The sequence below is a fragment of the Mesorhizobium sp. B263B2A genome, from assembly GCF_020165775.1.
Lineage (GTDB): Bacteria > Pseudomonadota > Alphaproteobacteria > Rhizobiales > Rhizobiaceae > Mesorhizobium > Mesorhizobium opportunistum.
In genome coordinates, this window is sequence record NZ_JAIUIU010000006.1 from 214,982 (window position 1) to 228,304 (window position 13,323).

16 protein-coding genes are annotated in these 13,323 nt (G+C 63.7%); 8 read left to right on the top strand and 8 right to left on the bottom strand.

Annotation, left to right across the window (positions count from 1 at the left end; translation table 11 throughout):
* Positions 1 to 10: 10 nt before the first annotated feature.
* The 4 genes from LB568_RS13530 to LB568_RS13545 are packed head-to-tail and all read right to left on the bottom strand — an operon-like array spanning position 11 to position 2,596.
* Positions 11 to 532 carry a CoA-binding protein gene (locus tag LB568_RS13530; RefSeq protein ID WP_224730393.1) on the bottom strand — a complete coding sequence of 174 codons (522 nt, stop codon included), beginning with the start codon at positions 530 to 532 and terminating at the stop codon, positions 11 to 13.
* The gene (locus tag LB568_RS13535) at positions 529 to 1,311 is read right to left on the bottom strand and encodes an AAA family ATPase (protein ID WP_013895947.1); all 783 of its coding nucleotides are present in this window, start codon (positions 1,309 to 1,311) and stop codon (positions 529 to 531) included. The genes LB568_RS13530 and LB568_RS13535 overlap by 4 nt, the downstream gene beginning before the upstream one ends.
* Positions 1,312 to 1,338: 27 nt before the next feature.
* Positions 1,339 to 1,761, bottom strand: a complete 423-nt coding sequence (locus tag LB568_RS13540) for a VOC family protein (RefSeq protein ID WP_013895948.1) — start codon at positions 1,759 to 1,761, stop codon at positions 1,339 to 1,341.
* 13 nt (positions 1,762 to 1,774) lie between these two features.
* On the bottom strand, positions 1,775 to 2,596 hold the full coding sequence (locus tag LB568_RS13545; RefSeq protein WP_013895949.1) for an enoyl-CoA hydratase: 822 nt from the start codon (positions 2,594 to 2,596) through the stop codon (positions 1,775 to 1,777).
* Between the two features lie 154 nt (positions 2,597 to 2,750).
* Between LB568_RS13545 and LB568_RS13550 the strand changes: the two genes are divergently transcribed.
* The 4 genes from LB568_RS13550 to rpsI all read left to right on the top strand — a co-directional run bounded on the left by LB568_RS13550 (position 2,751) and on the right by rpsI (position 5,123).
* Entirely contained in the window at positions 2,751 to 3,197 is a 447-nt protein-coding gene (locus LB568_RS13550) for a PaaI family thioesterase (protein WP_013895950.1), read from the top strand.
* Positions 3,198 to 3,298: 101 nt separating this feature from the next.
* Positions 3,299 to 3,907 (top strand): LysE family translocator, encoded by a 609-nt coding sequence (locus LB568_RS13555; RefSeq protein WP_224730394.1) that lies wholly within the window; start codon positions 3,299 to 3,301, stop codon positions 3,905 to 3,907.
* A 267-nt stretch (positions 3,908 to 4,174) separates the two neighbouring features.
* The gene (rplM, locus tag LB568_RS13560) at positions 4,175 to 4,639 is read left to right on the top strand and encodes a 50S ribosomal protein L13 (protein WP_010915638.1); all 465 of its coding nucleotides are present in this window, start codon (positions 4,175 to 4,177) and stop codon (positions 4,637 to 4,639) included.
* Between the two features lies 1 nt (position 4,640).
* Positions 4,641 to 5,123, top strand: a complete 483-nt coding sequence (gene rpsI, locus LB568_RS13565) for a 30S ribosomal protein S9 (RefSeq protein WP_013895952.1) — start codon at positions 4,641 to 4,643, stop codon at positions 5,121 to 5,123.
* Between the two features lie 131 nt (positions 5,124 to 5,254).
* On the opposite strand, the gene LB568_RS13570 is transcribed toward rpsI, so the two are convergent.
* Together LB568_RS13570 and LB568_RS13575 are read right to left on the bottom strand one after the other, a co-directional pair.
* The gene (locus LB568_RS13570) at positions 5,255 to 6,310 is read right to left on the bottom strand and encodes a glycerophosphodiester phosphodiesterase family protein (RefSeq protein WP_224730395.1); all 1,056 of its coding nucleotides are present in this window, start codon (positions 6,308 to 6,310) and stop codon (positions 5,255 to 5,257) included.
* A gap of 96 nt (positions 6,311 to 6,406) precedes the next feature.
* On the bottom strand, positions 6,407 to 7,615 hold the full coding sequence (locus LB568_RS13575) for an acyltransferase family protein (protein ID WP_224730396.1): 1,209 nt from the start codon (positions 7,613 to 7,615) through the stop codon (positions 6,407 to 6,409).
* 124 nt (positions 7,616 to 7,739) lie between these two features.
* Here LB568_RS13575 and speB point away from each other — a divergent pair, with 124 nt between their 5' ends.
* The 3 genes from speB to LB568_RS13590 are packed head-to-tail and all read left to right on the top strand — an operon-like array spanning position 7,740 to position 10,586.
* Positions 7,740 to 8,747: an agmatinase gene (gene speB / locus LB568_RS13580; protein ID WP_140573376.1), complete on the top strand. Its 1,008-nt coding sequence runs from the start codon at positions 7,740 to 7,742 to the stop codon at positions 8,745 to 8,747.
* Between the two features lie 30 nt (positions 8,748 to 8,777).
* Complete coding sequence (argC, locus tag LB568_RS13585) at positions 8,778 to 9,704, top strand: N-acetyl-gamma-glutamyl-phosphate reductase (protein WP_140573375.1); 927 nt, start codon at positions 8,778 to 8,780, stop codon at positions 9,702 to 9,704.
* A gap of 39 nt (positions 9,705 to 9,743) precedes the next feature.
* Positions 9,744 to 10,586: an aminoglycoside phosphotransferase family protein gene (locus tag LB568_RS13590; RefSeq protein ID WP_224730397.1), complete on the top strand. Its 843-nt coding sequence runs from the start codon at positions 9,744 to 9,746 to the stop codon at positions 10,584 to 10,586.
* A 163-nt stretch (positions 10,587 to 10,749) separates the two neighbouring features.
* On the opposite strand, the gene LB568_RS13595 is transcribed toward LB568_RS13590, so the two are convergent.
* The gene (locus LB568_RS13595) at positions 10,750 to 11,841 is read right to left on the bottom strand and encodes a COX15/CtaA family protein (protein WP_013895958.1); all 1,092 of its coding nucleotides are present in this window, start codon (positions 11,839 to 11,841) and stop codon (positions 10,750 to 10,752) included.
* Positions 11,842 to 11,993: 152 nt separating this feature from the next.
* Here LB568_RS13595 and LB568_RS13600 point away from each other — a divergent pair, with 152 nt between their 5' ends.
* Complete coding sequence (locus LB568_RS13600) at positions 11,994 to 12,209, top strand: DUF2842 domain-containing protein (protein ID WP_013895959.1); 216 nt, start codon at positions 11,994 to 11,996, stop codon at positions 12,207 to 12,209.
* Positions 12,210 to 12,238: 29 nt separating this feature from the next.
* On the opposite strand, the gene LB568_RS13605 is transcribed toward LB568_RS13600, so the two are convergent.
* Positions 12,239 to 13,297, bottom strand: a complete 1,059-nt coding sequence (locus LB568_RS13605) for a polysaccharide deacetylase family protein (RefSeq protein ID WP_013895960.1) — start codon at positions 13,295 to 13,297, stop codon at positions 12,239 to 12,241.
* Positions 13,298 to 13,323 lie beyond the last annotated feature (26 nt).

The window sequence follows — 13,323 nt, forward strand, 5'->3', positions numbered from 1 at the left end:
TTGCTGCTGCCTATTTCTGGCGCACACCAAAGCTCTGAAAGCCCTGGCGCATCAGCGGCTTCTTCGACGACAGGATGCCGGAATTAACCCCGGTCCAGCCGATCTCGCCGGAGAGCTTGCCGTACTCGATCTTGGGGCAGCGGTTCATCACCACCTTGATGCCGGCGGCCTCGGCACGTGCGGCCGCCTCGTCATGGCGCACGCCAAGCTGCATCCAGATCACTTTCGGCAGCGGATCGAGCAGCAACGCCTCGTCGACGATGCCTGGCACCGCCGCCGGCGCGCGAAAGATGTCGACCATGTCGATCGGCTCCGGAATGTCGGCCAGCCTGGCATAGGTCATGCGGCCAAGGATTTCCTTGCCGGCCTGGCCAGGATTGATCGGAAATACCGAAAACCCCTTGGCCAGCAGGTATTTGAGCACGAAATAGCTTGGCCTGACGTCATTGGCCGACGCGCCGACCATGGCGATGGTCTTCACCGAATTGAGGATGCCGCCGATGTAGGTGTTGTCGTAGCTATCGTGATTCATGCCTCGTCCTCATACAACGCCTCGGTGAGAAAACCATCCGGGTCATTGCTGAAATCGCGCAGCATGCGAAAATGGTCCGTGTCGCGAAAGTCGGCGGGCTCGAGCCCGAACCGGCTGATGCGGAACAGCCGCGCGCCGGGACAGGCCATCAGCAGCGGCGAGTGCGTCGCCATGATCACTTGCGCGGTGCCCGACTGGTCCATGCGCCGCAGCATCTTGAGCAGTTCGATCTGGCGCGACGGGGAGAGCGCGCTCTCGGGCTCGTCGAGGATATAGATGCCTTGCCTGCGGCAGCGTTCCTCGAAAAAGCGGATGAAGCCCTCGCCATGCGACCAGGACAGGAAATCCGGCGGCGGCGGCTTGAATGGGTCTTCCAGCGCTGCCTGGTCGAGGTAGCGGGCGACGGAATAAAAGGATTCGGCGCGGAAGAACCAGCCGGCGGTGACCTTCGGCAGCCAGTGGCCACGGAACGTGTTCGCCAGCGCGGCGCCACTCTTGTCGATGGCGCTGGAATGGTCGACCGGCCGGTAGCCCTTGCCGCCGCCAGCCTCGTCGTAACCGGCCAGAGCGCCGATCGCCTCGAGCAAGGTCGATTTACCGGTGCCGTTCTCGCCGACGATGATGGTGATCGGCGTGGTGAATTCGAGTTCGAAGGCACGGCCGCGAAACAGCGGCAGGCTCCACGGGTATTTTTCCCAATCGTTCACGCGCGCGGGATCGAGCAGGATGCGTTTGAGATAGGGTGCCTTGAGCCGCGTCAGCTGCTTGCGGTGGGCCATCACTTGGTCAGCATCGCCGGGGCTGCATCATTCGGGCAGCGAAATCGTGCCGTCTTCCGCGATTGGAAAGGCCGGATTGTGCGCCACTTCCCAGACATGGCCGTCGGCGTCGGCAAAATAGCCGTACCAGCCGCCCCAGAAAGCGCGGCCGGCCGGCTTGACGATGCGGCCGCCAGCCTTTTCCGCCATGGCGAGCACCTCGTCGACCTCGGCATCAGAGCGGGTGTTGTAGGCGAGATAGACGGCGGACGGCGCCCCGGTGAAGGAGACGCCGGAATCCTGCTCGGCGCTTTCGCGCGGGAACAGGCCGAGAATGACGCCCCCCATCTGGAAGAAGGCGACGCCTTCGGTGATGCCGGCATGCCGTTTCAGGCCCATCGCCTCGTAGAAACGCACCGCGCGATCGAGATCGTCTGTGGCGATGGTGATGATGGAGATGCGCGGTTCCATGAATGCGTCTCCCTTACTCGTCCATCCATTCCGGATTGCGCTTGCCGATGAAGGCACCGATGCCCTCCTGCGCGTCGCGCGCCAGCATGTTTTCGACCATGACGCGGCCGGTATGCGCATAGGCGTCCGCCAATCCCATCTCGGCCTGGGCGTAAAAGGCTTCCTTGCCGGTCTTCACCACCAAAGACGATTTGGAAGCAATGGTTTGCGCGTATTTGGTGACAATCTGATTCAGGTACTCGCGCGGCACGACGCGGTTAACCAGGCCGAAGTCCTTCGCGGTCGCCGCGTCGATCGTCTCGCCGGTCAAGAGCATCTCCATCGCCTGCTTGCGCGAGACATTGCGCGACAGCGCCACCATCGGCGTCGAGCAGAACAGGCCGATGTTGACGCCCGGCGTGCAGAAGGTCGCTTCGTGCGAGGCGATTGCCAGATCGCAACTGGCGACCAGTTGCAGCCCGGCGGCCGTCGCCAGGCCGTCGACCTCGGCGATGACAGGCAGCGGATGCCGCACGATCGCCTGCATCAACGTGGCGCAGGCGGCAAACGTCTCTTCGAAGAAGGCCTTGCCGCGATCGGCGTCGGCACGCCGCGCCGTCATCTCCTTGAGGTCATGGCCGGCGCAGAACACCTTGCCTGCCGCCGACAGCACGATGACGCGCACGGCCTTGTCGGCCTTGGCGCGTTCGAGTTCCGCCGTCAGCGCCGCCATCACCGCCAGCGACAGGGCGTTGGCGGGCGGATTGGCCAGCATGAGGCGCAGCACGCCCTTGTCCAGCCGGGTCGCGACCGGCCCCTCGACAGCGGCAGGCTTGATGGCAAGGATTTCGGCCATGTTAAGGTCTCCGCGATTCCGCTCGGGCTGCCTGAGTATCTAATACCGGATCGGGTTTCGTCCAACACCGATCGCTTGCGCCAGACGGACGGAGGTGTTGCCAGAAACGGGCGGCTGCGCTCATACAGGGTCCGGCGCAAAACGAGAGACCGACATGCCCGCCCAGACTAACCTCAAGCCGGTGCTGAACGCACAGCAGGTGAATGCGCTGATGGAAGCCGAGTTTCCGCAGCTTAACGAAAGAGTCGCGGCCTATGAGGCGATCGACGTTTTCCCGGGCGGCTGCATCGTGCGGCTCAATGCCGGCGACCGGCATCTTCGTCCAGGCGGCACGGTGTCCGGCCCTGCCCTGTTCACGTTGGCCGACATAGGCGGCTATGTATGCGTGCTCAGCCATGCCGGGCCGGATGCACTCTCGGTCACCACCAACCTCAACATCAACTTCGTCCGCAAGGCCGGGACAGGACCGATCGATGGCCACTGCCGCATCCTGAAGCTGGGAAAGAACCTGATGGTGTTCGACATCGACATCGTCGCCGGCGAGGGCGGACACACGATCGCGCACGCGACGGGGACCTATTCGATCCCGCCGAAACGCTGACACGGAGAAGGCCGATCCGGCATCCTGGCCGGAACTCCCGATCGACACGTCCGTTTTGCGGCATGCCCGATCTGACCACATACCTTGCCTTTCTCGGCGCCGTGCTTGCCTACCAGCTTTCCGGCGTCGGGCCCGATATGATGCTTGTGATCAGTCGCGGCGTCGGACAGGGCTGGCGCCACGCACTGGCGGCCGCGACAGGCTGCGTATCGGCCGGCGTCGTGCAAATTCCATTACTTGCGATGGGACTTGCCACGCTGATCACATCCTCGCCGCCTCTTTACAGCTTTCTCCAAATCGTCGGCGCCATCTATCTGATCGCCATCGGGGTCAAATTCCTGTTGGCGCGCCGGCAGGATGAAAGTCGTATCTTTGCCTTTGCCAACACCGGTGGCACTGCAGCCGCTTTCCGGCAGGGCATGATCTGCAATCTCACCAATCCGACGACGCTTGCCTTCATGTTAGCGATGCTGCCGCAATTCGTTCACCCTTGGGCCGGTCCAGCGGCGTTGCAGTTCATCATTCTCGGCACGACTATGAAGATGATGGGAATGGTTGTCCTCGGCGCCGTCGCGCTGACGTCCGGCGCGGTCGGCGGCTGGCTGTCGCGCCGAAGCAGCTTCGTCGTGTGGCAGGGAAGGCTGGCCGGAGCCATTATGGTCGCCGTCGGCATCAGACTCCTGCTTGCAGTGACGAGTGGCCGGCGGTGAGCGAAATACCAGCCGTTTTGGCGGCAGGCCGTGTTGTAAAATAATACCACATAGTTTAACACTTGAAATTTAACGGTTTTTCGGTTTCGTTGACCGCCAATGATGCTTGACGAGGGCTACCCTTCTCCCCTATAAGCCCTCACGAAGCAGCGGCCCGCAAAGGCCGCCGTTTTGTTATTGGCGGCGGGCAAGTGCTTTTCGCCAATCCAAGCAACAAGAAACGCCTTCTCTATGTTTTTGGGAAGGTCCAAACCGAGAGCAGAAAACATGACAACCTTTTCGCAGAAGCCTGCGGATGTGGTGAAGAAGTGGATCCTGATCGACGCCGAGGGTCTCGTCGTCGGCCGTCTCGCCACTGTCATCGCCAATCATCTTCGCGGCAAGCACAAGCCGACCTTCACCCCGCATGTCGACGACGGCGACAACGTCATCGTCATCAATGCCGACAAGGTGGTGTTCACCGGCAAGAAGTTCACCGACAAGGTCTATTACTGGCACACCGGCCACCCCGGCGGCATCAAGGAGCGCACCGCGCGCCAGCTGCTGGAGGGCCGTTTCCCCGAGCGTGTCGTCGAGAAGGCCGTCGAGCGCATGGTGCCGCGTGGCCCGCTCGGCCGTCGCCAGATGAAGAACCTGCGCGTCTATGCAGGTGCCGAGCATCCGCATGTCGCCCAGCAGCCAGAAGTCCTCGACGTGGCCAAGCTGAATTCCAAGAACAAGAAGGTCGCATAAGATGGCTGAGCTTTCCTCGCTCGCAGAACTGGGCGCCGCCACCGGCAACACCAATACGCAGGCCGCGGCACCCGTCCACGTCCAGAAGCTCGACAAGTCGGGCCGCGCCTATGCCACCGGCAAGCGCAAGAACGCCATTGCGCGCGTCTGGGTAAAGCCGGGTTCCGGCAAGATCGTCGTCAACGACAAGGAATTCGCAACCTATTTCGCGCGTCCGGTCCTGCAGATGATCCTCAACCAGCCGATCATCGCCTCCAACCGCGCTGGCCAGTACGACATCGTCGCCACCGTCGTCGGCGGCGGCCTCTCCGGCCAGGCCGGTGCTGTGCGTCACGGCATCTCCAAGGCGCTGACCTACTATGAGCCTGCGCTGCGCGCCGTGCTCAAGAAGGGCGGCTTCCTGACCCGCGACAGCCGCGTCGTCGAGCGCAAGAAGTACGGCAAGGCGAAGGCCCGCCGCTCCTTCCAGTTCTCGAAGCGCTAAGCGCTCCGCAGTTTGGACAATCGAAAAGGCCGCCTCCGGGTGGCCTTTTTGTTTGCGGCTCGGCAGTCACCCTGCCCGGCGCTACGCGCCGGGTGGGGTAATGGCGCCAGCGTCGGATTTCCTATTTTTTCCTAGTTGATGCTGGCAGTGCTGGAGGCCTCAACCGGCCGTACCTCATCGGCATAAGGCACGCGGTAGCCGTTCGCCGCCAGCCAGCCGATTGCCGCCTTCGGTTCGTCGGTCTGGATGATGGTGGCGCCGCGGTCGGCCCAAAAACCCCAGGCTTCGCGCGGCAGGCTGGCCTGCACCGCCAGCTCGTCGCCACGGCCGCCGGCCAGGAAGCCGCCCGGCTTGCCAGCGATGGCATAGGTGTCGGCCCAGATGTGCCAGTTGCCGCGCACCGCGGCGGCCCGCATGCGCGTGCTGAACAGCGGTCCGCCGGTTTCGGTCAGCGTCTCGGCGCCTGCGCGCCAGTTGATCAGTTCGATCGCACGCGGCGCAAAAGCATGGTCGACCGTCTCGGCGAAACCGGCATCATGCACCGCGTCATCGGCGATGATCGGCATAAACTGGACGCCGCCGACCGCAGCCATGGCGGCCTTTGCCGCGGTGATCCTGCCCTGGTTCCACAGGTTCTCCTTGACGATGACCTGGTCCGCCATGCCGAGATCGCGGGCCACCGCGATCATGCCTGGGAGGTCACCGACCTCGAGCTTGTTGTCGAGGTTGATGAGGATCCTGTCCCGGGTCGCCATCAGCATTTCGCGCAGCGTCGAAACCGTTTCGTTGGTGACGGCGCGAGTACCCTCGATCACCAGCCGGCAGGTCCTCAGTTCGGCCAGCGTGTATTTCACCACCTCGCCCTTGCAGGTCGTCGTGCGGTCGAGCCAACTGTCATGCATGACCACGAACTCGCCGTCCTTCGAGCGCCTGATGTCGACTTCGACGATTTCGGCGCCCATGGCGATCGAGCCTTGGACAGCCGCGAGCGAATTTTCCGCATAGAGCGTCTTGCCGGCCTGCATGCTGCCGGCGCGATGCGCGGCCACCATGACGTGGTCCCGCCACTGGTTGGCATGTTCGAAGCGGTCGAGTATCTGCCTGGCGCGGGTCTCACCGGCCAAGGCCTGGCCGCAGGTGGCCGCGAGTGCCGTGGAAAACAGAACGCTCAGCCAGATGGTCCGCATCGAGAATCGCTCCTTGCCGGATCGTGATCCGGATAGGCGATGCCCGTGACATCCAGGTGAACGAAGCCGGCTAGCGGAATCCTCAATGGCCGTGCGTCAGATGCGTTTCGTGAGCCGGCGGAACCATGCCATCGCAGGCATTTCGACGAAGCGCCAGGTGATCCAGGATAGAGCGACGGTGGCAGCGAGCATGAGAACGATCGCGGCTATCCCGACCCAACCGGCACCGAAACCGGTCGCAGGTTGCCCGCGCAGCACGATGTCGCCGACAAGGCCGAGGCCGAGCTTGCGCTCGACGAGCCCGGCGACATTGATCAGCCGCGCCTGGACGAAGATATGGACCATGTAGATCGAGTAGGACAGCGCGCCGAGCGTCAGCATGAACGGCGCCCTCAGCAGAGCTGAAATCCAGCCGCCTTCGTGGGCGAACAGAAACAGCGCCAGCGCGAACACCAGCGGTGCCGCGATGCCAAAATCATTGCTTCCCGCCAGCGAGACAAAAAGGGCAATGACCGCCACCATGACGATTTCGGCAAGGGTCCAGCTCATCCGCGGGCCGCTCCTGACGAGAACCTGTCGCGCCCCTGCAATGGAATCATGCTGAAACCAGGCCAGCAGGGCGCCGAGCGAGAAGCCGTAAAGGCAGCGGATGAAGCCGAAATCATAGGACACATCCATATGATGGGTGGAGAAGCCGAGCAGGAACAGGGGCGCGGTGACGGCGGCGGCGACGAACCATATCCAGGCACGCGCGCCGGCGACGAAGACGACGCCAGCGAACAGGAGATAGGCGAAGAATTCCGCCGAAATGCTCCAGCTTGGTGCATTCCAGGTCAGTCGATCCTCGAAGCCGATGCCTTGCAGCAGGAGAAGATTGGCAAGCAGGCTTTTCAGGTCGAACCCACCGGTGAACGGAGCAGCGCCGGCGCCATGCAGTTGCGGCAGCATCAGCCGCAGCAGTTCGAACCCGGCAAAGGCCGCGAGCATGATGAGATGCAGGGGATAGATACGGCCGAAACGCACCAGCGCGAAGCGAGCGACCTGTACCGGCTGGCTCAGGCGATCGGCGTAGCTGCTGGCGATGACGAAGCCGGAAAGGACGAAGAAGAAGTCGACGAAAAGATAGGACGAACCGATGAAACGGCTCTGCGAGATCACCGAAGCGGTCGGGAAGTGAAACAGCGCCACCAGCAGCGCGCAGATCCCACGCCAGGAATCGAGAACCTGGAAGCGTTCGCCGGCGATCGTGCCGGCGTGGGTCGACACCACGGCACGGGACGGATTAAGAAACGCTGTTTGCGTCATGACGGTACAAATCCTGTCTTGCCGTGGCACCCGGGCGGCGCGGTTTCGTCTCCCCAAGCTGTGACTGGCATCTTCCATGCCGGTTCTGTAGTTGTTGCACCCCGATGAAAACCGAGGACCATTAATGGCGACCAAGACCATCGACCATGCCTTCACCGCCCGCTCCAAAACGGGCGCTGCGTTCGAGCCGACCTATTCCGGCGCGCTGTCGTTCATGCGGCGCAAATATACGAAGGACGTGAAGGGCGCGGACGCGGTCGTGTGGGGCATTCCGTTCGATGCCGCCGTCACCAACCGGCCAGGCGCGCGTTTCGGCCCGCAGGCTATCCGCCGTGCCTCGGCGATCCTCGACAATGACCCGCAATACCCCTTTTCGCGCGACCTGTTCGAGCACCTCGCGGTGGTCGATTATGGCGATTGCCTGCTCGACTCGGGCAACCACCAGAAGACGCCGGGCACGATCGAGCGCGAGGCGGCCAAGATCCTGAAGTCGGGCGCCTTCCTGCTGACGCTTGGCGGCGACCATTTCGTCACCTGGCCGCTGCTCAAGGCACATGCCGCAATCCACGGACCGCTCGCCCTGGTGCAGTTCGACGCGCATCAGGACACGTGGGAGGACGACGGCAAGCGCATCGACCACGGCTCCTTCGTCGGCCGCGCGGTCAAGGAAGGCATCATCGATCCCGACCGGTCGATCCAGATCGGCATCCGCACCCATGCCCCCGACACGTTCGGCATCAAGATTCTCCATGGCCACGAAATCGAGGAGATGCGCGCGTCCGACATCGCCTACGCCATCGTCGACCGCACCGGCGGCAAGAAGACGTATCTGACGTTCGACATAGACTGCCTCGATCCGGCCTATGCGCCCGGCACGGGCACGCCGGTTGCCGGCGGGCCGTCCTCGGCGAAGATCCTGTCGACGCTGCGGCAGCTCAACCAGGTCGATATTGTCGGCGCCGATGTCGTGGAGGTTGCGCCGGCCTATGATCACGCCGATATAACGGCGATTGCCGGCTCGATGGTGGCCATGCAGTATCTCGGCCTGCTGGCGGAGCGGAAAGCCCGGCTCGAAGAACTGAACAACGGCAACCACAACGGCGCCGCGGTGAATCATGGTAACGGCATATAGTCTTGAAATCTCAGGGAACTTGATCAGGCAATGAAACCGAAAATCTTCATCGACGGCGAGCACGGTACCACCGGCCTGCAGATCCGGGCGCTGCTTGCCGAGCGCGGCGACCTCGAGATCATTTCCATTCCCGCCGAGCGCCGCAAGGAAACGGCCGCACGCGCCGAATTCCTCAATGCCGCCGATATCGCGATCCTGTGCCTGCCGGACGACGCGGCGAAGGAAAGCGTCTCGCTGATCACCAATGACACGACCAAGGTCATCGATGCGTCGACCGCGCATCGCGTGGCCGAGGGCTGGGCGTATGGTTTCGCTGAAATGGACAGGGATCAGGCGAAGACGATCGCCTCGGCCAAGCGTATCGCCAACCCCGGCTGCTGGCCGCAAGGACCGATCGCGACGCTGCGGCCGCTGGTCACCGCCGGCCTGCTGCCGGCGGATTTCCCGATCACCGTCAACGGCATTTCGGGCTATTCGGGCGGCGGGCGTCCGATGATCGAGGATTATGTCGCCAAGGGCGAAGATGCTTCGGAGTTCCTGCCCTACGGCCTCACCCTGCAGCACAAGCACGTGCCGGAATTGCGGGCCTATGCGAAGCTGTCGCATGACCCGATCATGCAGCCGGCCGTGGGCAATTTCGCCCAAGGCATGATCACCGTGGTGCCGCTGCAGCTCGGCGGCCTCGATCACGTGCCGAGCGGTGCGGAACTGCATGCGGCGATTGCCGACCATTTCGCCGCAATCAAGGGCGGCGTGGTCGAGGTGGCGCCTTACGCGCATCTGGAGCGCATGCCGGACATCGATCCGGAGATCTACAACGGCACCAACCGCATGAAGGTCTATGTCTTTGCCAACGACAAACGCGCGCAGGCACTGCTGCTGGCGGTCTACGACAATCTCGGCAAGGGCGCGTCGGGTGCTGCCGTCCAGAACATGGACCTGATGCTCGGGACCTAAAGCGCGTCGTCTTTCGGGGCCACTCTTGAGCGACATGCATTGATGGACGCACCAGCCTTCCCGGCGCGCTGGAATGTCAGCGCGCCAGAACTCATCGCCGAAACCTTTTCGAGCCGCATCTGGAAGGTGCGGCGCGAGGATGGCTCGCCGGCGATCGTCAAGGCGCTCAAGCCTTTCGACGATGTCGCCGACGAGTTGCGCGGCGAGCATTTCCTTGCCTGGCGGCGCGGCGAAGGCGCGGTGCGCCTGCTTGGCCGCGACGGTCACAGCATGCTGCTCGAATTTGCCGGCGAAACACTGCTTTCCAAGGTTCTCGATGAGCAAGGCGACGAAATCGCCACCGAAGTCGCCGCCGAGGTGATGGCAAGGCTGCTCTCGCCATCGAAGCACCCCTTCCCGTCCGAGCTTCAGCCGCTCAGGGAGCGGTTCGCCAGCCTTTTCAAGAAAGCCGCAACCGATCGCGCCAACGGTCATGACAGCCCCTATGTCGAGGCCGCCGCAATCGCAGATCGATTGCTGGCCGACCCGCGCAATGTCAGGCCGCTCCACGGCGACCTGCACCACGAGAACATCCTGCATGGCCCGCGCGGCTGGCTGGCGATCGATCCGAAGGGCGTGCTCGGCGACCCCAGCTTCGACGCCGCCAACATGTTCTACAACCCGCTCGAACGCGACGAGCTTTGCCTCGATCCCCTGCGGATCGCGCATATGGCCGAAATCTTTGCCAGGACGCTGGGGCAATCACCGGCAGCGATACTCGACCACGCCATCGCCTATGGCTGCCTGTCCGCGGCCTGGCATCACGAGGACGACAACGCGGTCGAGGAGAACCGCGAACTGTCGATAGCCGCGGCTATCCGGACGGTGCGGGCCGCTTTCTAAGTCCGTGGACGGGAGCGGTAGTCGCTTGCCGACGCCGACAAGGCTGCCAAGGCAGCCCATAGCCAGTCCACCCCATCCGCCACCTTGCGCCAGGCGGAATTCGACGGCGAGAAGACCACGCGGTCCAACGAATTCTGGATGTGATCGACCGATCGGCTCGCGATCAGGTCCGGAGCGCAACCTGGTGCGGCAGGGGGTAAGCACCCTTGGTGCCGCGCCAGTGAGCGGCGGCGAAGCCCAGCACGACCAGCGCAAAACCCTGGTGCGTCAGCGCCATATGCAGCGGCACCTGCATCAGCAGCGTGCCGATGCCGATCGAGGCCTGCACCAGCACCAGCACAAACAGCAGCGTCGCGCGGCGCGCATGGGTCGACCCGGGCAGCCGCCGACGCGTCGCGATCATGTGCCAGAGCGCGACGACGAAGACCGTGTAGGCGCCCAGACGATGGACGAACTGCACCGTCTTCGGGCTCTCGAAGAAATTGCGCCATGCCGGCTCGAGGATCAGCAGATCGCCCGGGATGATCCTGCCGTCCATCAGCGGCCAGGTGTTGTAGCTCATGCCGGCGTCGAGGCCGGCGACCAGGCCGCCGAGATAGATCTGGATCAGCGCCAACAGTACGATGAAGCCGGCCAGGCGCTGCGTCGAGCGATCGGCGGCGGGTTCGGAATGCGGCGCCAGTCCACGCGCCACGACCATGGTGGCGGTGAAGATCAGCGCTGCCAGCGTCAGGTGCGTCGCCAGCCTGTACTGGCTCACCGACACGCGGTCGACCAGGCCCGAGGCCACCATCCACCAGCCGATGGCGCCCTGCAAACCGCCGAGGAGCAGAATCCCGACCAGTTTGGGTCCGAGGCCGCGCTCGATGCGGCGCGTCGCCCAGAAGGCCAGCAGCGGCACGGCAAAGACCAGGCCGACGCTGCGTGCCAGCAGGCGATGTGCCCATTCCCACCAGAAGATCGACTTGAACGCCTCGATGCTCATGCCCTTGTTGAGCTCGGTGTATTGGGGGATCTGCTGGTAGCGCTGGAATTCCTCTTGCCACTCGGCATCGTTGAGCGGCGGAATGACGCCATGGATCGGCTGCCATTGCGTGATCGATAGGCCGGACTCGGTAAGCCGGGTGGCGCCGCCGACCAGCACCAGCGCGAACAACACCAGAAGCACGACATAAAGCCAGCCGCGCAGCAGTGCGCGGTTGTGCAGGTCGCGGTCGCGGGCCACGTACGGCGCGGCGGCTGAAATGGCAGCCATGATCTATTCCCGGCAGGTTGAGGTCGCGGATTGGTGGACCATCGTACCCGTGCTGGCAAGACCGTCCGGCGCGGCACGCCGTCGCGCCGTCCGCCGCGGGTTGCGCGTGCCCCGCGTTCGGCTTAAGCGAGTGCGATCAACGAGGCCAAGCCATGCCCATTCGCCTGAAAAAGCTGATCGGAATGTTCCTGCTGGTGGCACTGGTCATCATCTATGCGCTGGTCGCCTCGATCTTCGCGGTCGCCCGGCTGTCGGAGTCCGGTGCGCTGGTGCAGTTCCTGTTCTTCCTGCTCAGCGGCCTGCTGTGGGTGCTGCCGGCGATGGGCATCATCAAATGGCTGATGCTGGAGCCGCGGGCCAAGCGCTGAGCTTTGGCCTGGCCTAGCCAGATAATCCGTCAGATTGTCACGACCATCTTGCCGGCATTGGCGAGCGGCGTTGTCACGCCCGACAGCATGGTGCGGATATGAGCGAGGCTCTGGTAGCGGCCATTGACCGAGAGGCGCGGCAAGGCATGCAGGAAGCCGGCGTGCTCGGCGCGCAGCACGCCGTGGCGGGTCGTCACCGCGGAGGCATAGCCGGCATCACGGGCAAAGCCCACCTCGCGGCAGCCGACGGCACTGGCATAGCCATAGGGGTAGGCGAAATGACGGGGCTCGGCGCCAAGCTCAGCCCGCAACATGTCCTTCACAGCGCCGATCTCCTGCCGTGCGCCGGCCTCGGAAAGCCGCTTCAGATTGCTGTGATTGATGGTGTGGGCACCGATCGTCACCAGCGGGTGCGCCGCGATGGTGCGGATCTCATCCCAGTTCATCAGCGTGCGCCGGCGTGAGGCATCCACGTCGATGCCATTTGCACTGGCCAGTTCGCGCAGCACGGTCCGCAAGTCTTCCTCGCGAACTTCGGTGGTGAAGTAGGTGTGCAGCCGGGCGATGGCCTGGTGTTTCCTGGCGGGGGTCTTGCAATCGATCAGCACCGGGCCGTTCGAGGTCGTCAGGGTCAGGCGGTCGGACGCGTTGACGATGTCCTCGACCACATCCCACCACAGATCGGCGGTGCCGTCGATCAACCCGGGTGCGACATAGATGGTGATCGGCGCGCCGTGCTTTTCCAGCACCGGCAGAGCCTCGGTCAAATTGTCCCGGTACGCGTCGTCGGCGGTGATGGTGGCGAACCGGCCACCCTTGCCGCCTGCCTTGATGCGCTCGATCGCCTCGTCCATCGAGACGAAGGCATAGCCGCCCGCCTTCATGTCGGCGATCATGGCGTCGAGGAAGCTGGGCGAGATGTTGAGGTGCCGGTTAACGCTATCGGGCTTTTCCGGCGTCGCCGTCACGCGGTGCAGCATCAGGATGGCGCCGATGCCGCCGACAAACGGCCTGGCCAGCGGTGCGAGGCCGGTATAGCGGGCGACGTTGAGCGCCAGTTTCCGGATTGCCTCCCCGCCGTCGATCATTCATTCACCTTTTGCGCCTAGGCTGA

Bases quoted from the DNA above. Each gene is read 5' to 3' on its own strand.
- LB568_RS13530 (WP_224730393.1), bottom strand. From the start codon at position 532: ATGAATCACGATAGCTACGACAACACCTACATCGGCGGCATCCTCAAT.
- LB568_RS13535 (WP_013895947.1), bottom strand. From the start codon at position 1,311: ATGGCCCACCGCAAGCAGCTGACGCGGCTCAAGGCACCCTATCTCAAA.
- LB568_RS13540 (WP_013895948.1), bottom strand. From the start codon at position 1,761: ATGGAACCGCGCATCTCCATCATCACCATCGCCACAGACGATCTCGAT.
- LB568_RS13545 (WP_013895949.1), bottom strand. From the start codon at position 2,596: ATGGCCGAAATCCTTGCCATCAAGCCTGCCGCTGTCGAGGGGCCGGTC.
- LB568_RS13550 (WP_013895950.1), top strand. From the start codon at position 2,751: ATGCCCGCCCAGACTAACCTCAAGCCGGTGCTGAACGCACAGCAGGTG.
- rplM (WP_010915638.1), top strand. From the start codon at position 4,175: ATGACAACCTTTTCGCAGAAGCCTGCGGATGTGGTGAAGAAGTGGATC.
- rpsI (WP_013895952.1), top strand. From the start codon at position 4,641: ATGGCTGAGCTTTCCTCGCTCGCAGAACTGGGCGCCGCCACCGGCAAC.
- LB568_RS13570 (WP_224730395.1), bottom strand. From the start codon at position 6,310: ATGCGGACCATCTGGCTGAGCGTTCTGTTTTCCACGGCACTCGCGGCC.
- LB568_RS13575 (WP_224730396.1), bottom strand. From the start codon at position 7,615: ATGACGCAAACAGCGTTTCTTAATCCGTCCCGTGCCGTGGTGTCGACC.
- speB (WP_140573376.1), top strand. From the start codon at position 7,740: ATGGCGACCAAGACCATCGACCATGCCTTCACCGCCCGCTCCAAAACG.
- argC (WP_140573375.1), top strand. From the start codon at position 8,778: ATGAAACCGAAAATCTTCATCGACGGCGAGCACGGTACCACCGGCCTG.
- LB568_RS13595 (WP_013895958.1), bottom strand. From the start codon at position 11,841: ATGGCTGCCATTTCAGCCGCCGCGCCGTACGTGGCCCGCGACCGCGAC.
- LB568_RS13600 (WP_013895959.1), top strand. From the start codon at position 11,994: ATGCCCATTCGCCTGAAAAAGCTGATCGGAATGTTCCTGCTGGTGGCA.
- LB568_RS13605 (WP_013895960.1), bottom strand. From the start codon at position 13,297: ATGATCGACGGCGGGGAGGCAATCCGGAAACTGGCGCTCAACGTCGCC.